This window comes from Chryseobacterium sp. SN22, assembly GCF_008329705.1.
Lineage (GTDB): Bacteria > Bacteroidota > Bacteroidia > Flavobacteriales > Weeksellaceae > Chryseobacterium.
Map to the genome: position 1 here is coordinate 34359 of NZ_VTSX01000002.1, position 16252 is coordinate 50610.

The following is a 16252-nucleotide window of genomic DNA, read 5'->3' on the forward strand; positions in this document are numbered from 1 at the left end:
AAGAAAAAGAGCTCAGACAGGCCGCTCGATCAGGGCTATTTTATTCCAGGTTTCCTAAGTAGAACAATCCCAGGCATTTCTGGTTTTCTTCAATGGTAAGGGATTCTTTAAGGTGGTCTACCAGCTTCGGGGAGCTCCAGTAACAGCCGATTCCGTTAGCGGTGCAGGTAAGGTACATATTCTGGACAGCCATCGATACTGCGGCAATTTCTTCCCACTCCGGAACCATCCCGCTGAAATTCACCACAATGGAAACCACAGCATCCGCTTTATTGATTTTGAAGCCAATATCGTTGTACTTTTTCTCTAAGAATACTTGTTCAGGCTGGGTAGCCTTGTAGATGGCCTGCATTTCAGTGGCAAGCTTAGCCTTTTCTTCTCCTTTGAAGGTTTTGAAACGCCAAGGTTTGGTTCTTTTATGATTGGGAGCCAGAGTCGCCGAATGTAAAATCTCATCCAGGATTTCCTGAGGAATTTCTGTATCCGTATAATCTTTCGGGAAAATACTTCTTCTTTGCTCTATGATTTCTTTTAAAACTTCTGCTTTATTCATGCAACAAAATTACAAAAAAGATGGAAGCCCGAAACGGGATGAAGGAAGTTTAATGTTTTGCTGGATGATGATGCCGGAAGATGAGTGCCGGAAGCCATAAGCTATTACAAAACCTCTACAATCTTCTGATGGATTTTATTCAAAGTAAATTCATCGCCGGGCTTCATGCCCATCATTTTTTTGGCCATCGGGCTTTCCGAGGAAATGGCATAGAACCGGTCGCCTTCAAAGAAAAATTCCCCTAAAGATACCGAAATATAAAACCGGGCTTTATTGGTGATCACCAGCGAACCCAGCTGCACCCTATCGGTAGAATTGTTCAGGACCTTGGCCATATTTCTCCTAAGGTCATGCAAAGCACCCAGCTGACGCTGCATCTGATAGATTTCTTCCTGCATTTCCTCTCTTATGCTGTCATATTTCGGGGTCTTTTTTATTTCGCGGCTTGCTTCAAGAGTAAACTCCATAAAATTTTTCAGCTTCTCAATTTTTCCGGCAATCACGTCTTTTACATAATTTCTTATGTTATTTTTCTCAAATACTATCTTCTCCATGTATCGAATCTTTAATATAAAGATAATATTTTTTAAATAATCTCTATTCAGCTTAACATAAAATAACAGTTTGATTTATTTTTTCGATTTTTAAAAATTATTTCTACATTTACAGCCTTAATTATAAAACTAAAATCATGTTTAAAGCACCATTTTCCTTTGATGGAAGAATCAGAAGACTGGAGTACGGATTGTCTTATCTTATTTACCTTGTATTCGCCCTTCCTTTCAATATTTATTTAAGAATGTCTGAAAATTCTTACGGCGGGCCTTCAGGAACCGTACTGGTGATCTTCTTTATCCTGCTTATTCCTTTCTTATGGTTTATGCTGGCGCAGGGCGCTAAAAGATGCCACGACCGCGGCAATTCCGGATGGTTTCAGCTGATTCCTTTCTATGGGCTGTGGATGCTGTTTGCAGACAGCGAAAACGGGCCCAATGAATACGGACCGAATCCGAAAGGCCAGGGAAATTACAATTCGATTAATGAAATCGGTAAAAAAGAAGCTTAATAAAAAGCCTTGTCTGCGGACAAGGCTTTCGTTTTATTTTTCAGCTAATTCTTTCAGATTACTGAGACCTTCTTCGTAGGATTTTCCCATCTGGTAATCCATCATCGGCCTCAGGATCTTCATCATGGCATCCTGCTCGGTATCCATGGTCCAGGTTACCTTCGTCGCATTTCCTTCCGGGGAAAGGATCATTTCGGACATTGCCTGTCCTTCAAACGGTTTTTTAAAAATCATTTCCGTTTTTTGCCTTTGGTACGGAACCAGTTCTTTGATTTCCTGGCAGCCCGCTCCTGCATCGTCATCTTTGCTTTCCCAGCAGTATTTATCTCCGACCTGTCCCGTCATTCCCGAATACACAAGCTTCATTCCGGGATCCAGTTTCATCCACGGATTCCATTGATTGAACGCTTTCATCGAACTGATCTGCTGCCAGACTTTCTTCTGAGGTGCATTGATGACCATCGATTTTTCATAATGATAATTTTTACCGAAAGCCAGCATGGCAATGACGGCGTATAAGACAATGAGAAGAATAACAGTACCGATAATTTTTAAGATGGTTTTCATAGTTACAGTATTTTATAAGTTAATTTTTAGAAGAATTTGATCCGGATGCTGTCAAATGTAATCAATTCCTGCACGTTACGGCTTTGCATATGACAAGATTATGCAATCCCGTCAATTTTGTCACATCATCCCGGTCAGGCACTATTTTTGAGCATTTTCGCTGTCGGTTCGGCAGAATCGTTACATTTACAGGAATTAAAAATTATCAGAAATGAAGATCTTAACAGAAAAATTCAATACTCCATATCATTCGGCACCCTTCGATCAGCTTAACAATGAAGATTACCTTCCTGCTTTTAAAGAACTGATTAAAAAGTCGGAAGAAGAAATTGATGCCATTGTCAACAATCCGGAAGTACCTACTTTTGAAAATGTAATTGAGGCACTGGCTTATTCGGGAGAGCAGCTGGATGTGGTTTCCAGCATATTCTTCAATCTGAATTCCGCAGAAACCAGCGATGAGCTGCAGAAAATCGCCCAGGAAGTTTCCCCGATCCTGACAGAATATTCTTCAAAAATTTCCCAGAACGAAGCTTTATTCAATAAGATTAAAAAAGTATACGACGAAAAGGAAAAATACAACCTCAACGGAGAACAGCAGATGCTTTTAAACGAAACTTACAAAGGTTTTGTAAGAAGCGGTGCCCTGCTGAATGAGGAAGACAAAGAAAAACTAAAGAAAATCAATATGGATTTATCTTTAAAGTCGCTCCAGTTCGGGCAAAATGTGCTGGCTTCGACGAATCATTATTTCAGGCACATTACCAATAAGGAAGACCTGGCAGGAATTCCGGAAGCGATCCTGGAACAATATGCCGAAGAAGCAAAAGAAAAAAACCTGGAAGGCTGGGTGGTAACGCTTCAGTATCCGAGCTATATCCCATTCATGACGTATGCGGAAAACCGGTCGCTGAGAAAGGAACTGGCATTGGCCAACGGTAAAAAATCTTTTGACGGCGGCGAGTTCGACAATCAGAATTTAATTAAAGAACTGCTTTCACTGAAACAACAGAAAGCAGAACTTTTAGGTTATGAGAACTATGCAGAATATGTGTTGGAGGAGCGAATGGCCAAATCTCCGGCAAAAGTAATCGATTTCCTGAATGAACTTTTAACCAAAGCACAACCTTATGCAGCCAAAGAAATCGAAGAGTTAAAAGCATTGGCAAAAGCCGACGGGGTTGATGACATGCAGGCGTATGACCACGCTTTTTATGCGGAAAAGCTCCGTAAAGCGAAATATGATTTAAATGACGAAGAACTGAAACCTTACTTCCCGTTACATCAGGTTCAGGATGCCGTCTTCGGTTTGGCAGAACAGCTTTTCGGACTGACTTTCAGCGAAAGAAACGACATTCCGAAATATCATGAAGAAGTAAAGGTATATGAAGTCCGGGAAACGGAAAGCCAGAAACCGGAAGCCTTTAAAGGATTGCTGTATGTAGACTATTTCCCTCGAAAAGGCAAAAGAGCCGGCGCCTGGATGACGAGCTATAAAAACCAGTACCGGAAAGGCGGTGAAAATTTGCGTCCGCATATCTCGATCGTCTGCAATTTCAGCAAACCCACAAAGGATACGCCAAGCCTGCTGACTTTCCAGGAAGTAACCACGCTGTTTCATGAATTCGGGCATGCGCTCCACGGGATGCTGGCCGATACGCAATACCCTACTCTTTCCGGAACTTCGGTAAAATGGGATTTTGTGGAATTGCCGTCGCAGTTTCTGGAAAATTTCTGCTATGAGCCGGAATTCCTGAAAACGTTTGCCAAACATTATAAAACCGGGGAAGTTTTACCGGATGAAAAAATAGAAAAAATTTCCCAGTCGAAAAACTTCATGGAAGGCTATCAGACGCTGAGGCAGCTTGGTTTCGGATTACTGGATATGAATTACCATACGAAAGTCGGAGATCTGGAGCGTAAAAGCATAAAAGAGTTTGAAGATGAATATACGAAAGCGACCCAACTCTATCCTGCCAATCCCGAAACGGCGATGAGCCCGAGCTTCTCCCATATTTTCCAGGGCGGTTATTCTGCAGGATATTATTCTTACAAATGGGCGGAAGTCCTGGATGCCGATGCCTTCCAGTATTTCAAGGAAAACGGAATCTTCAACCCGGAAATTGCCGCCAAATATAAAGTTCTGCTATCCTCCGGCGGCACCAAAGATCCGATGGAACTGTACAAAAGCTTCCGCGGAAGCGAGCCGAAAGTGGAGAGCCTGCTGAAGAGGGCGTTTGGATAAAAATATTTTTAAACCATTAAGTAAATCAGCTTAATGGTTTTTTATTTTAAATTTGAATTATGGAATTTATCAGAGATATTGTCTGCCAGGTGTATTTTGACGGAAAATCATCCGAAAAAATATTTAATCTTTTAAATTTGTACTTGCCGAAACATGAGCCGTTAAATTTAGATTACACCTACAGACCGGATAGTGAGAAAGGCTTTGAAAGCAATAAAGAAATGATTGATTATTTTGTGGATACGGATCATGTAAATCAAACATTTTATTGGGGCCAATATGTTGATAATCCTGATAGAATCTGGTTGGCGCCAATATAACGGATGATAACAGAACCATATTCAGCCTGACAATTGACGGTACGATTGCGCTGGCTGAAATTTATTTACATGATTTAAAACAAAAAACAAATTCCGATATCGGAGTTATCACTTTTGTGAATCCCGCAGAATATGATAGCGGGGCTGATTTTAAACGAAGATATCAGAGTTTTTGAATTATTTAAATACCTCTTTTATCCGAATTTCTATTTTAATAAAAATCATAAAAACTAAATCAATATGTTCGATCTTTTCAGAAAAAAAGAAAATAAATTAAAACTTCAGATCAAACGATGGAAAATATAAACTTTTATGAAAAGCGTAACACCATTGAAATCATCCCCTTTTCCGATGATCTTCACGTTCATATAAGAATACTTAATTATGAATGGCTGGAAAAATATTTCCGCATCGAAGAAGGCGACCGCATTTCATTATCCGATCCGGGAAAGGAAATAATAAATAAGGGCGGATTTATCTTTTACGCAAAACTTAATGGTGAAATCGTAGGTACTGCTTCCCTACTGAAAAAATCGGGCTCTGTTTTCGAACTCGGTAAAATGGCCGTCTCCGGAAAAGCACAGGGCCATGGCATCGGAACCGCTTTACTTGAATACTGCATCCGGTTTGCAGAAGAACAGTCCATCGAAAAACTGATTCTGTATTCCAATACGAAATTACAGTCTGCCATACATCTCTACAAAAAATACGGGTTCCGGGAAATCCCGCTCGAACCGGGTCTGTATGAGCGGGCAGATATCAAGATGGAGAAACTTTTAAATTGAGCCGTTTATATTTTATAATTTAAATCATGAACACGATAAACCAAAGACTGGAAAACGTAAAAAAACTTCAGGCCAAACGATGGGAAAATGAAGACCACTGGGATGAGATCAACGATCTGCTGATCCAGGAACTGGACGATATTTTATCGGCAGAACCTGAGAATACCGCCGCTTTGATAAATATTGGGGCGGTATATTCGGATATGGGGGAAAACGAAAAAGCATTGGATTATTTACAGCACGCATTACAGCTTGGATCAATCGATAAAAACCTTTTTATCAATCTGGCCATCATCATGGTCTATATGGAAATGCACCCTGAGGAATATCATGAGTATCTTGAAACAGCGGAACATTATTCGGAAGATCCGCTGACTTTCAAAGCGTATTTCGATCCGCAGTCTCAATAATCATTCACTTTAAAAAATTCTTTTCTGGTTGAAAACTCTTAAAAAAGCTGCGAAATTGTGAAAGCCAGTCATTACATCTGTTTTTTTCATTATCTTAGTAATGAATTAGCTGAAAAACAAGGCATCACATAACAATATGGCAGAAAAACTCTATTTCATTAAGACCAATCCGGTTGTGGCAAAAATCAATTTGTACAACAAACTCTGCCGTGAAGAAGCGCAGGTGCTCCCCTTCTTAAAGGATGATAAGAAGACAAGCCTGGAACTGATCAAGAAGAAAGCACTGGATCATATCGACCATCTTTCAAAAGAGGAACTGCAGGATCTTTTCAAATGGTTTAATACCGCGTGCCATTTCGATCCGGAAGAATTGAAAAACCGGCTGTTTACTCATGGCATAGATGTTTTTTATGAAATTCCGGGTTCTTTGGAAGTGCAGGAATTTCAGCAGATGCTGTCCGGTTATGAAAAATATTTCCGGAGCAGCCTCGGCTACAAAGCGGATGCCGGAGCATTTAACCGGTTCGTGGTCTACGGAATCTTTTTTTCAGGTTTGGCCAATGAAAACAGCCAGACCAACTTTCATTTCGACTACCTTAAATCCAGCCATAAAGACCTTTACTCAATTGCCGAAGCAGCGATTCAGGAGAGAAAAGCAGATGAACTCCCATCACCGGAAATACATCACCATTTTTCCGAACTCTACGATAGCACCAAGTTTTACAAAGGAAATATTTTAATGCTAACTTATTTAGACTGAATATTTTTTTTACAGAATTAATAAAAACTTCTATATTTGCAGCAATGAAGCAACTCAACAACATCTTGCGATTGCCTTTTTTCAGCAATTATTATTACCCGGCCTATGGTTCGGGAAAGCTTCTGTAAATTTATTTCAGTAAAAAATTCAACTAAAATAATAAGGAACCCGGACCATTCGTCCGGGTTTTCATGTTTAAAATTCAGGAAAAATGATCAGTACATTAAAGGAAAACGCAGAAATCATTCTGCCCGAAAACGGTCTGGAAGAAAAATTAGCACAGGCTGAAAGAGAAAACAGGAAGCTTATCATCAAATTGGGCTTCGATCCCACCGCTCCGGATCTGCATCTTGGGCACGCCGTCGTATTGAAAAAGCTGAAACAGTTTCAGGAACTAGGCCATCAGGTCGTGATCGTGGTCGGAAGCTTTACGGCAAGAATAGGAGATCCAACCGGGAAAAACAAGGCCCGCCGGCCTTTGACCGCTGAGGAAGTCCGGCATAATGCGGAAACCTACATCAGCCAGCTTTCCAAAGTGATCGACGTTGAGAAAACAAAAATTGTTTTTAATTCAGAATGGCTGGATGCATTGCCATTTTCCGACATCATTCAGCTGATGTCTAAAGTCACCGTTGCTCAGCTGATGCACCGTAACGATTTCAGTAAAAGGTTTGCCGGAAATACCCCGATTGCCATGCACGAACTCGTATACCCTATTCTACAGGGATTCGATTCTGTGCAGATCGGCTGCGATATCGAAATGGGCGGAACCGATCAGCTTTTCAACTGCACGATGGGAAGGCAGCTGCAGGAAAGCCACGGGAAACCGCCGCAAACCGTGATGTGCATGCCGCTGCTGAAAGGGCTGGACGGAACGGAGAAGATGAGCAAATCGCTGAACAACATCATCGGCTTAACCGACGAACCGAATGAGATGTTCGGAAAAACCATGTCCATTCCCGATTCTTTAATCGATGAGTTTATTGATCTAACCACCGACTTTTCTCATGACGAAAAAGAAGAACTGAAACAGAGGATCAGCAACGGGGAAAATCCAATGAATATCAAGAAGCTCATTGCCGGAAATATTGTGCAGCAATACCATCATCCGGAAGCAGCAGAGAATGCCGACCGGTTTTTCAAGAGCCAGTTTCAGAATAAAAATCCCGAAGAAAAGGCTTTTGAGCCGGTCTTCATCGATTCCCTTTTTCCAGCCCAGAACACAATAAGCCTGGTGGAATTATGCCATCGGCTGAAAGACAAGGAAAGCAAATCTTTTGTCCGAAGACTGATCGAAAACGGAGGTGTAAAAATCGATACTGTTATCAAGACGGATCCTCAGGAAGAAATCGAATTGCGGGAAGGAACAAAAATCAAAATCGGAAAAAGAAGTTTTTTTGAACTTTTATAAATCCCGGATTTTCACATACAATTTTTTGATATATTCGTCAGGTTAAAAAATAGATTTAAAAACACAGAACATGAGCTATATTGTGGTTGATATCGAATCGGACGGGCCGATTCCAGGAGATTTTTCGATGGTCTGTTTCGGAGCGGTCCTGGTGGATGAACATCTGGACAGGACCTTTTACGGAAAATTAAAGCCAATTTCTGAAAATTTTAATCCTGATGCGCTGGCGGTTTCAGGATTTGCAAGAGAAGAAACTTTAAATTTCGATGATCCGAAAGAGGTGATGCTGGAATTTGAAGGCTGGATTAAGGAAAATTCCAAAGGAAGGCCGATTTTCATCAGCGATAACAACGGTTTCGACTGGATGTTCATCTGCTGGTATTTCCATCATTTTATCGGACGGAACCCATTCGGGTTTTCATCCAGAAGACTGGCCGATCTGTATTGCGGACTGGAAAAAGATACGTTTGCCCAATGGAAGCATTTAAGAAGAACCGAGCATACCCATCATCCCGTAGATGATGCCCGGGGAAATGCAGAAGTTTTATTGCATATGAAAAATGAAATGGGCCTGAAAATCGGGCTAAAGTAAATACGCACGCAGATCTTGCACTCCTAAGTACTGAAACGCGAAGATTAAAATTATTTATGCATATAGAGCCAGCCCCAAGAGCTATCCGCTAATACGTATATGGCACCAGCACATCGATAAAATTATCCGTCCGGTGCGGCTCCCCAATGGCGCGGAATTTCCAGTCGCCGTTGTGGCGGTAGGCTTCAGCAAAAACCATGGAGCACATGCCTTTCATGCTGTCGTCACCGGAAAGACTGAATTTGGTAATTTCTTTCCCTTTCGCATCCACTGCGCGGATAAAAGCATTTTCGATCATCCCGAAATGCTGCCGGTGGGTGAGTCCCTGGTAGATTGACACCACAAACAGAATCTTCTGGTAGCGTTCGTCGAGTTCGTCTAATTTTACAATAATCTGTTCGTCGTCGCCATCTCCTGCACCGGTCCTGTTATCGCCGGTCAGCCAGATCTTTCCGCTCGGATGGCGCATGGAGTTGAAATAAATAACGTCGCCTTTGTATAAAACGATTTCTTTTCCATTGCCTGCGGGGCAGGTTTTCCCCATATTGGCCACCTTTCCGTTATGATCGAGAAGGAAAGCGATGGCGTCCAGATCATATTCCGGTCCGCTGTTAATCCCCAACAAACGGTTGAAGAACCCTCCGCATTTCTTTACATCCCAGCCCAGACCGATGGTTACAGATGAAAGATCGTACACTTCGTCTCCGCGCTCGCTTTTACGGAGATTGATGGTCTGTCCTTTTTGCAAATTGATCGCCATAATTATTTGATGATTTGTCCTTTATAATATTTTTCAAGAAAAAATCCGAGATCCGCCCTGTAGCCGATTCCCGAAGCCTCAAATTTCCAGCTTCCGCCGCGTTTGTACAATCTTCCGAATTCGATTCCCGTTTCTATGGAGAAATCTTCATCCAGCTCGTATTTTGCAATCTCCTGATGCGTCAGGTTATCGATAATCCGGATGTATGAATTCCTTACCTGCCCGAAGTTCTGCTTTCTCCTTTCAAAATCTTCGATCGTTACTACAAAAAGGATTTCCTCTACCCGCGGGTCTACTTTTTCAAGATCCAGAATAATAGCTTCATCATCATCACCGTCGCTGTTTTTCCCACTCGGATCATCACCGGTATGGGTAAGGGCACCATCGGGAGAATTCAGGTTGTTATAGAAAACGAAATATTCTTCACCGATCAGCTTCCGGTCGGAACCAATCATAATTGCCGAAGCATCCAGGTCGAAGTCATATCCCATCCCCTCATTCGGGTCCCAGCCAAGGCCAATGGTCATTTTGGTAAATCCTAATTCGATCCGCTGACCTTTCTGTAAATTAATTGCCATAATATGATGTGTTGTTCCCTCTAATTTAGCACTCATCCGGCAATTTTCCAAATGAAATGTGCATAAAATTTAAGGCAAAAAAAATCCGGCAGTACGCCGGATTCAGAATTATCTATGTTTTGTTATGATTCAGATACTGTATTTCCGGTCAGCCGGTTTCTTGCTTTGGCGAGCATCGGGATGGAAATAAGCCCCATTACCAGCATAATTACAATCTGCAGCGGCAATGAGATAAAAGAATAGGTTAATCCTACTTCGCTGCCCAATTCGCCGCTTCTTCCCATGGAAATGAATAACGCCATGAATCCGTATTTCATCGCCAAGTTAAAAGCACCGATTCCGCCGCTTGCCGGAATGATCATCCCGAAAGTTCCTACGACCAGGATCAGGAAACCGTTATCAAAAGTAAAATCCGAAGTTTCAGGCAGTGCAAAGCAAACCAGGTACGCTGCAAAATAATAAGAAACCCAGATGCCTATGGTATAAAGGATGAATTTTCCTTTTTGTTTTAATTTAAATACGGAAGTCAGCCCTTCTAAAACGCCGTCAATAAACCGGATGATTTTATCTAAAACAGGAACGTGGGCCAGTCTTTTCCTAAATACAAAAAACAATACCGCTCCGGCGATTAAAATCCCCAGAATTATTAAAATTTTATCCGGATTAAAATCTATTCCCGAATTTTTGTAAAAAGAATAAATCACTTCCCCCTTAAATACCAGAGTAAGGCCTAAAAAAACAACCATGCACACCAGATCCACTATCCTTTCCAGGATAATCGTTCCGAAAGACTGGTCTACCGGGACTTTTTCCACTCCATACAGGGCGGTGGCCCTCGCTACTTCCCCACTTCTGGGGATGGTAAGGTTCATTAAATACCCAAAAGAGATCGACCATAGCGCGTTGGAATCTGAAATACGGTGTCCCATCGGCTCCAGCATCAGGTTCCAGCGGATGGCTCTGAACCAGTAAGCTGCAATCCCGAAACAGGCCGCAAACAGGACCCACCAGTAATTTGCTTTCGCCAAAGATTTCTGAATTACCTTAAAATCCAGCCCTTTTAGAGCGAACCATAAAAAAAAGCCCGCAAAAGCAAGCGATATTACAATGGTAAGGATTGTTTTTAAAGGCTTTTTTGATTTTTTATCCATCCCGTTAAGTCAAAAGGTTGGTTTTTTCATCCGGAAACACAATTTTCGGCTGGAAAACCTGCGCTTCTTCATGGGTCATCTGTGCATAGGCAATGATAATAATGATGTCATCCCTCTGTACTTTCCTTGCGGCGGGCCCGTTGAGGCAAACTTCACCCGACTTTCTTTTCCCTTTGATGACGTACGTATCAAAACGTTCACCGTTGTTTACATTTACAATATAAACCCTTTCTCCCACTACCAGTCCTGCTGCTTCAATAAGCTCTTCATCGATGGTAATGCTCCCAATATAATTAAGGTCAGAAGCCGTAACTCTCACCCTGTGAATTTTAGACTTAAAAACTTCTATTAACATGGTGCAAATTTATTAATAATAATTTACAAAAACGACTTTTAAAATGAATTTAAAACTAACAGATACACAGCATCTTAATTTCTTTAAATATAATTTTTAAAGATTTTACTTACCAAATTTATAAACATATCCTTAAAAGCATTAATTCTTGATATCAAATTTAGGATTTAATAAATATCAAAACCAAATTACAAATTTTAGTAAAGTCAATACACATAAGCCATTGGCATGATTTTAGCAACGGGTAACGTAGATTTTCCGTAAAATATGGAATTATCATATTTTAATCAATTTTACTAAAAATTAAAAATATTATTTATTTTTTCGCAATAAAATTGCACATTTACAAAATAGTATTATATTTGCTATAATAACGAACTAACTTTAATAATAAAAATTATGAACAAGTCTGAATTAATCGACGCAATCGCAAAAGATGCAGGGATTAGCAAAGTGGCAGCCAAAGCAGCTTTAGAATCATTCATCAACAACGTAATGACTACTTTAAAGAAAAAAGACGGAAAAGTTTCTTTGGTAGGATTCGGGACTTTCTCTGTAGCTGAGAGAGCCGCAAGACAGGGGATCAACCCTGCAACCAAAAAGCCGATTAACATCGAAGCAAAAACGGTTGCTAAATTCAAGGCAGGTGCTGATCTTTCAGCGGCCGTAGCTTCTGCTAATGCGCCTGCTACAGGTAAAAAGAAAAAATAATCGACTCAGATTACAAAAATAAACCTCATCCGGCGATGAGGTTTTTTTATTTGTATTGATGGCTTAGGGTGCCAGCCTTGAGATTTTCCAGTCGAAATCTTCTGTTAATGTATAAACGATCCGGTCGTGAAGGCGGTTGGGCCTGCCCTGCCAGAATTCAATCTCATAAGGTTTTGCGATATAGCCTCCCCAGCTTTCAGGTCTCGGCACTTCCGTATGCTCATATTTCTGTTCCAGTTCCTTCAGCTTCTCTTCCAGAAAGCTGCGGTTGGGGATTTCACGGCTCTGCGGAGAAACGGCTGCGCCCAGTTGGCTTCCTTTTGGACGCGAATGGAAATAGCCGTCGCTAAGATTTTCCGCAATGCGTTCCAGATCTGCCTTGATGACGATTTGCCGCTCAAGGCCCGGCCAGAAAAAGTGAAGACAGGCTTTATGGGTTTTCTCTATGGCTCGTCCTTTCCTGCTGTCGTAATTGGTATAAAAAACGAATCCTTCATGCGTATACGCTTTCAGCAAAACCATCCGGGACCGCGGGCAGCCGTCTTCCTCTATTGTAGAAACCGCCATGGCATTGGCTTCGGAAATGCTCGGGTTTTCACCGGCTTCCATATACCAATCCCGAAACTGCTCAATGGGGTTCTGTTTTATCTCACTTTCAATAAGTTGGGATTTATCATACACTTTTCTTTTATCGTGCAGGTTTTCCATAAATATTTTTTATTAAATTTGAGTATGAATTACTCTTACAAAGGTAAAATATTAATTTCCACACCTGACATTTCCGGCGATATTTTTTCCCGATCGGTAGTCCTCGTTGTAGAGCATAACGAGAATGGTGCTTTTGGTTTGATACTGAATAAGAAAAACGGCCAGATGAGCAGTAAATTCAAAGATTTCTTTGATTTTAAAATCGAAGTATATGACGGCGGACCTGTAGAAAACGACAAGGTTTTCTTTATTGTAAAAGGAAAAAAGGTAACGGAAGCCTATACTGAAATCACCCCTGAATTTTACCTCACGGAAGATATCGAAAACATCATCAGTGCCGTTTTAAACGGAGAACTGGACATCAACAATGTGAAAATATTCTCAGGCTATTCCGGCTGGACGGCGTTGCAGCTGGACGGTGAAATCCAGCGGAAAGTGTGGACGGTAGTAGATGTTTACAACCTCGATTATACCCTGCCGAACGACCAGACCTTATGGAAATCCATCATGCAGAACCTGGGTGGAGAATTCCTGCTTTGGGCCAATTCGCCTGAAGATATTTCACTGAACTAAAAAGATCTTTATAAGCTGTATAAAAATTTAACAAATTTTAGGAATCCATTAACAAAGTTTAAGGTTGAAATTCCCGTTATTTGTTAAACCAAAATCCAGGCGATATGAAAGGAATAAAACTCTTGGCTTTATCCGTTTTTTCAGCAGCATTCTTATCTTTTACTCCCGAAAATAAAAAACTGATCGTTATCGACGCCGGCCATGGCGGAACTGATATGGGAAGCAACAGAAACGGCATATACGAAAAAAATATCGTTCTTATTATTGGTAAAGAAATCCAGAAATTCAATACGGCTCAAAATAAATATGAAGTGATCCTGACCCGGGATCATGACACCGACATCCCGCTGAGCGACCGCACGGCAGTTATCAACAAACTGAATCCGGAAATGGTTATTTCGCTGCACATGAACAGCAGTCCCCATGAAGAATCCGAAAGGTCCGGACAGGAAATTTTCATCCAGAATACAGAAGCTTCCCGGAAACTTGCTGAAAAAATTTCCCGAAAATTCAATCCATGCCCGATCGTTGGAGAAAGAAACCTTCATATCTTAAGAGCGTCCAAAGCTCCTACGGTACTGGTAGAACTGGGTTTTATCAACAGCACAAAAGACCGCGAGTACCTGACCAGCGAAAAAGGCCAGAAGGAAATTGCACAGAAATTCACAGAAGTTTTTAAAGAATATTAAAGATACAAATTCTGACCCGTTCAGAATAAAACCCGGTAAAGGACTGAAATAGGTTGTTTACCGGGTTTGTCAATTTAGAGTGATATATCTAACTGATTTAGAATTTTTTATTGTCTGGAAAGTATCTTGCAAAATATTTATTAGAACGAATAACTCCATTTTTAGTATAGCATGGGATTAAAAAATTAATAATTTATCCCTCAATAATTTTGTGGTACCACAAAAATTTACATATTTTTGTCCCGTTAAAATTTAATAACAATGAAAAAAACTCTAATCATGAGCCTGATAGCCAGCTCATTAATTTACTCCTGTTCTTCGGAAAGAGAATTTGACTCTGAAACAAATTCCAATTCAAATGCAAAAACATCAGCTAAAGGACGTGAATCCGTTTGTGATTTTTTTGAGAATTCTACAGCAAGTACTGTCATTCCCGGTATAAAGGCTGTAAATCTAGACAACAGTCTCACGACTTCATGCCAGAATAACATCTTAATATTTCCTACATTGCAGGATTACGAAACTGCTATTGTAAAATTAGATCAGCAGATTGAAGATTATAATGATGCTTTTGATCAGCAAACGGCCGGTATGACGGACGAAGAAGCAGATGATTATGCCGAATCAGTGGGTTTTGATGAAAATCAGCCGCTAATTGATTTTGAAAAAGATATGCATTTTTGTTCGCTTAGGCAACACTTGGCAGAACTGGATAATGCGTGGGTGGATCAGCAGGTTGATGGAGCCTGGGATTTAAATACCGCTCCTGATGAATATTACATCGATGATGAAACAGAAAGGGCATTGTTAAGTTTAGGTGCCGAATTTATTGTTGGTGACTGTAAAAACGGTTATACGCTTTATAAAAGATATGATTGGGGATATGCAAGTTTTCCTATCAATGATATCGGAACAGCGACTGATATTCTGACTGCCTTAAACAGCATTACCAATCCAACCCAACAGCCGATTAACATCGGCGGAGCCACTCAAGGTCAGGTGTCCCAAGCCGTAGAACCTTATAAAGATTCTGGCGTAACCATTGTTGCTACTGTTTCTACTCCACAAGGCGGTTATTGCCATAGTGAGATTAAGGATAAAGGTGAACATTTGTTTAGCTCTGAAAGAAAGATTCGATGGAAGCATAAGTTTAAAGACACTCATTTTCCTAATGCAACAGGAAATACACTAATGAAAACTTATACAAGATCATACAGAAAGAAAAAAGGAAAATGGAAAACATTTAGAGCAACGATCTTTACAGGTTATTACGGAAAAACGGCAACAGCTTATCAGTGTAATGATTATGGTAACGAACAATTAACCGGTAAAGAAAAAAGAAGGAAGAAAGTGAAGAAAAGAGAATACATCATTGGTGATGTTGCTGTGAAACAAAACGTATTTTTCAGTGTTCATAAACAGGAAGGAAATTCTTATCAAAATGAAGTGTATTAATATCAATAAAAACATTGAGGGCAGGTTCCTCAATGTTTTGTTTTTCCTATTTACCATTTTTACTTATTCCCAAAAATATCCAGTAAAGTATGGTATAAAAGCAGGCTGGAACTACTCCAATGTAAATGCAGTAGACGAAAATAGCGAACCATCAGGCTATCTAAGCAATGGAGGAGAACTTTATGGCGGGATAGCTTTGGAAAAACAAATCACAAAAAAATCATATATCCAATCCGGATTTGTTATTTCCTATACAGACGCAATAACTTTCCTGGAAATGCCTATTTATTATAAAGCTGACATTTACAATAATTTATCTATAATTATCGGTCCAAAATTTAATTATATTCCTGACAGTGAGGAAAGCCAGCCATATTATTTCCGTAAAAGATTTGGTATGAGCGGAGATATAGGGATGAATTATAAAATTTCAAAACATTTTATTATAGAGGGAATCTTTTCAAAAGGATTTACAAAGCAATATGATGATTTACTACTTAGTTACTATCACGCCCAGCGGGATGTTTATAGAATTGGATTAATTTATTTGATAAATTAAAATT

21 protein-coding genes are annotated in these 16252 nt (G+C 40.4%); 13 read left to right on the plus strand and 8 right to left on the minus strand.

All coding sequences use genetic code 11. The features are described from left to right. Window positions 1–40 precede the first annotated feature (40 nt). Together FY557_RS01250 and FY557_RS01255 are read right to left on the minus strand one after the other, a co-directional pair. Window positions 41–553, minus strand: coding sequence for a nitroreductase (locus FY557_RS01250; RefSeq protein WP_149245482.1), 513 nt, complete (start codon window positions 551–553; stop codon window positions 41–43). A gap of 104 nt (window positions 554–657) precedes the next feature. Next, window positions 658–1107: a hypothetical protein gene (locus FY557_RS01255; protein WP_149245483.1), complete on the minus strand. Its 450-nt coding sequence runs from the start codon at window positions 1105–1107 to the stop codon at window positions 658–660. 137 nt (window positions 1108–1244) lie between these two features. Here FY557_RS01255 and FY557_RS01260 point away from each other — a divergent pair, with 137 nt between their 5' ends. Further along, entirely contained in the window at window positions 1245–1619 is a 375-nt protein-coding gene (locus tag FY557_RS01260) for a DUF805 domain-containing protein (RefSeq protein ID WP_149245484.1), read from the plus strand. A 33-nt stretch (window positions 1620–1652) separates the two neighbouring features. Here the strand turns inward: FY557_RS01260 and FY557_RS01265 are convergent, their stop codons facing one another. Beyond that, window positions 1653–2186, minus strand: coding sequence for an SRPBCC family protein (locus tag FY557_RS01265; protein ID WP_228451664.1), 534 nt, complete (start codon window positions 2184–2186; stop codon window positions 1653–1655). Between the two features lie 211 nt (window positions 2187–2397). Here FY557_RS01265 and FY557_RS01270 point away from each other — a divergent pair, with 211 nt between their 5' ends. From FY557_RS01270 to FY557_RS01300, 7 genes are all read left to right on the plus strand, one after another. Next, window positions 2398–4431, plus strand: coding sequence for a M3 family metallopeptidase (locus FY557_RS01270; protein ID WP_149245485.1), 2034 nt, complete (start codon window positions 2398–2400; stop codon window positions 4429–4431). A gap of 59 nt (window positions 4432–4490) precedes the next feature. Continuing rightward, a complete protein-coding gene (locus FY557_RS01275; RefSeq protein ID WP_149245486.1) occupies window positions 4491–4751 on the plus strand; it encodes a hypothetical protein in 261 nt (86 codons plus the stop codon). A gap of 293 nt (window positions 4752–5044) precedes the next feature. Beyond that, window positions 5045–5536: a GNAT family N-acetyltransferase gene (locus tag FY557_RS01280; protein ID WP_149245487.1), complete on the plus strand. Its 492-nt coding sequence runs from the start codon at window positions 5045–5047 to the stop codon at window positions 5534–5536. A gap of 26 nt (window positions 5537–5562) precedes the next feature. Next, a complete protein-coding gene (locus FY557_RS01285) occupies window positions 5563–5946 on the plus strand; it encodes a tetratricopeptide repeat protein (RefSeq protein ID WP_149245488.1) in 384 nt (127 codons plus the stop codon). A gap of 136 nt (window positions 5947–6082) precedes the next feature. Then, on the plus strand, window positions 6083–6706 hold the full coding sequence (locus FY557_RS01290; RefSeq protein ID WP_149245489.1) for a hypothetical protein: 624 nt from the start codon (window positions 6083–6085) through the stop codon (window positions 6704–6706). A gap of 211 nt (window positions 6707–6917) precedes the next feature. Then, the gene (gene tyrS / locus FY557_RS01295) at window positions 6918–8117 is read left to right on the plus strand and encodes a tyrosine--tRNA ligase (RefSeq protein WP_149245490.1); all 1200 of its coding nucleotides are present in this window, start codon (window positions 6918–6920) and stop codon (window positions 8115–8117) included. 70 nt (window positions 8118–8187) lie between these two features. Continuing rightward, window positions 8188–8709, plus strand: coding sequence for a 3'-5' exoribonuclease (locus FY557_RS01300; RefSeq protein ID WP_149245491.1), 522 nt, complete (start codon window positions 8188–8190; stop codon window positions 8707–8709). Window positions 8710–8797: 88 nt separating this feature from the next. Here FY557_RS01300 and FY557_RS01305 read toward each other — a convergent pair whose 3' ends face one another. The 4 genes from FY557_RS01305 to panD all read right to left on the minus strand — a co-directional run bounded on the left by FY557_RS01305 (window position 8798) and on the right by panD (window position 11553). Next, complete coding sequence (locus tag FY557_RS01305; protein WP_149245492.1) at window positions 8798–9469, minus strand: TerD family protein; 672 nt, start codon at window positions 9467–9469, stop codon at window positions 8798–8800. Between the two features lie 2 nt (window positions 9470–9471). Further along, window positions 9472–10047, minus strand: coding sequence for a TerD family protein (locus tag FY557_RS01310; RefSeq protein WP_149245647.1), 576 nt, complete (start codon window positions 10045–10047; stop codon window positions 9472–9474). Between the two features lie 122 nt (window positions 10048–10169). Further along, on the minus strand, window positions 10170–11198 hold the full coding sequence (locus FY557_RS01315; protein ID WP_149245493.1) for a lysylphosphatidylglycerol synthase transmembrane domain-containing protein: 1029 nt from the start codon (window positions 11196–11198) through the stop codon (window positions 10170–10172). Window positions 11199–11202: 4 nt separating this feature from the next. Then, window positions 11203–11553: an aspartate 1-decarboxylase gene (gene panD / locus FY557_RS01320; RefSeq protein WP_149245494.1), complete on the minus strand. Its 351-nt coding sequence runs from the start codon at window positions 11551–11553 to the stop codon at window positions 11203–11205. Between the two features lie 399 nt (window positions 11554–11952). Here panD and FY557_RS01325 point away from each other — a divergent pair, with 399 nt between their 5' ends. Further along, entirely contained in the window at window positions 11953–12264 is a 312-nt protein-coding gene (locus tag FY557_RS01325; RefSeq protein WP_149245495.1) for an HU family DNA-binding protein, read from the plus strand. Window positions 12265–12327: 63 nt separating this feature from the next. On the opposite strand, the gene pdxH is transcribed toward FY557_RS01325, so the two are convergent. After that, entirely contained in the window at window positions 12328–12972 is a 645-nt protein-coding gene (gene pdxH / locus FY557_RS01330) for a pyridoxamine 5'-phosphate oxidase (RefSeq protein WP_149245496.1), read from the minus strand. Window positions 12973–12996: 24 nt separating this feature from the next. On the opposite strand from pdxH, the gene FY557_RS01335 reads away from it, so the two are divergent. The 4 genes from FY557_RS01335 to FY557_RS01350 all read left to right on the plus strand — a co-directional run bounded on the left by FY557_RS01335 (window position 12997) and on the right by FY557_RS01350 (window position 16248). Further along, window positions 12997–13545: a YqgE/AlgH family protein gene (locus FY557_RS01335; RefSeq protein ID WP_149245497.1), complete on the plus strand. Its 549-nt coding sequence runs from the start codon at window positions 12997–12999 to the stop codon at window positions 13543–13545. Between the two features lie 104 nt (window positions 13546–13649). Then, window positions 13650–14234 (plus strand): N-acetylmuramoyl-L-alanine amidase, encoded by a 585-nt coding sequence (locus FY557_RS01340; protein WP_149245498.1) that lies wholly within the window; start codon window positions 13650–13652, stop codon window positions 14232–14234. Window positions 14235–14495: 261 nt separating this feature from the next. Next, window positions 14496–15689, plus strand: a complete 1194-nt coding sequence (locus FY557_RS01345) for a hypothetical protein (RefSeq protein ID WP_149245499.1) — start codon at window positions 14496–14498, stop codon at window positions 15687–15689. Next, window positions 15676–16248, plus strand: coding sequence for a PorT family protein (locus FY557_RS01350; RefSeq protein WP_149245500.1), 573 nt, complete (start codon window positions 15676–15678; stop codon window positions 16246–16248). Before FY557_RS01345 ends, FY557_RS01350 begins: the two co-directional genes overlap by 14 nt. The last annotated feature ends 4 nt before the right edge of the window (window positions 16249–16252 follow it).

Excerpts from the sequence above, each read along its gene's own strand:
- FY557_RS01250 (WP_149245482.1), bottom strand. The coding sequence starts at position 553 with ATGAATAAAGCAGAAGTTTTAAAAGAAATCATAGAGCAAAGAAGAAGT.
- FY557_RS01255 (WP_149245483.1), bottom strand. The coding sequence starts at position 1,107 with ATGGAGAAGATAGTATTTGAGAAAAATAACATAAGAAATTATGTAAAA.
- FY557_RS01260 (WP_149245484.1), top strand. The coding sequence starts at position 1,245 with ATGTTTAAAGCACCATTTTCCTTTGATGGAAGAATCAGAAGACTGGAG.
- FY557_RS01265 (WP_228451664.1), bottom strand. The coding sequence starts at position 2,186 with ATGAAAACCATCTTAAAAATTATCGGTACTGTTATTCTTCTCATTGTC.
- FY557_RS01270 (WP_149245485.1), top strand. The coding sequence starts at position 2,398 with ATGAAGATCTTAACAGAAAAATTCAATACTCCATATCATTCGGCACCC.
- FY557_RS01275 (WP_149245486.1), top strand. The coding sequence starts at position 4,491 with ATGGAATTTATCAGAGATATTGTCTGCCAGGTGTATTTTGACGGAAAA.
- FY557_RS01280 (WP_149245487.1), top strand. The coding sequence starts at position 5,045 with ATGGAAAATATAAACTTTTATGAAAAGCGTAACACCATTGAAATCATC.
- FY557_RS01285 (WP_149245488.1), top strand. The coding sequence starts at position 5,563 with ATGAACACGATAAACCAAAGACTGGAAAACGTAAAAAAACTTCAGGCC.
- FY557_RS01290 (WP_149245489.1), top strand. The coding sequence starts at position 6,083 with ATGGCAGAAAAACTCTATTTCATTAAGACCAATCCGGTTGTGGCAAAA.
- tyrS (WP_149245490.1), top strand. The coding sequence starts at position 6,918 with ATGATCAGTACATTAAAGGAAAACGCAGAAATCATTCTGCCCGAAAAC.
- FY557_RS01300 (WP_149245491.1), top strand. The coding sequence starts at position 8,188 with ATGAGCTATATTGTGGTTGATATCGAATCGGACGGGCCGATTCCAGGA.
- FY557_RS01305 (WP_149245492.1), bottom strand. The coding sequence starts at position 9,469 with ATGGCGATCAATTTGCAAAAAGGACAGACCATCAATCTCCGTAAAAGC.
- FY557_RS01310 (WP_149245647.1), bottom strand. The coding sequence starts at position 10,047 with ATGGCAATTAATTTACAGAAAGGTCAGCGGATCGAATTAGGATTTACC.
- FY557_RS01315 (WP_149245493.1), bottom strand. The coding sequence starts at position 11,198 with ATGGATAAAAAATCAAAAAAGCCTTTAAAAACAATCCTTACCATTGTA.
- panD (WP_149245494.1), bottom strand. The coding sequence starts at position 11,553 with ATGTTAATAGAAGTTTTTAAGTCTAAAATTCACAGGGTGAGAGTTACG.
- FY557_RS01325 (WP_149245495.1), top strand. The coding sequence starts at position 11,953 with ATGAACAAGTCTGAATTAATCGACGCAATCGCAAAAGATGCAGGGATT.
- pdxH (WP_149245496.1), bottom strand. The coding sequence starts at position 12,972 with ATGGAAAACCTGCACGATAAAAGAAAAGTGTATGATAAATCCCAACTT.
- FY557_RS01335 (WP_149245497.1), top strand. The coding sequence starts at position 12,997 with ATGAATTACTCTTACAAAGGTAAAATATTAATTTCCACACCTGACATT.
- FY557_RS01340 (WP_149245498.1), top strand. The coding sequence starts at position 13,650 with ATGAAAGGAATAAAACTCTTGGCTTTATCCGTTTTTTCAGCAGCATTC.
- FY557_RS01345 (WP_149245499.1), top strand. The coding sequence starts at position 14,496 with ATGAAAAAAACTCTAATCATGAGCCTGATAGCCAGCTCATTAATTTAC.
- FY557_RS01350 (WP_149245500.1), top strand. The coding sequence starts at position 15,676 with ATGAAGTGTATTAATATCAATAAAAACATTGAGGGCAGGTTCCTCAAT.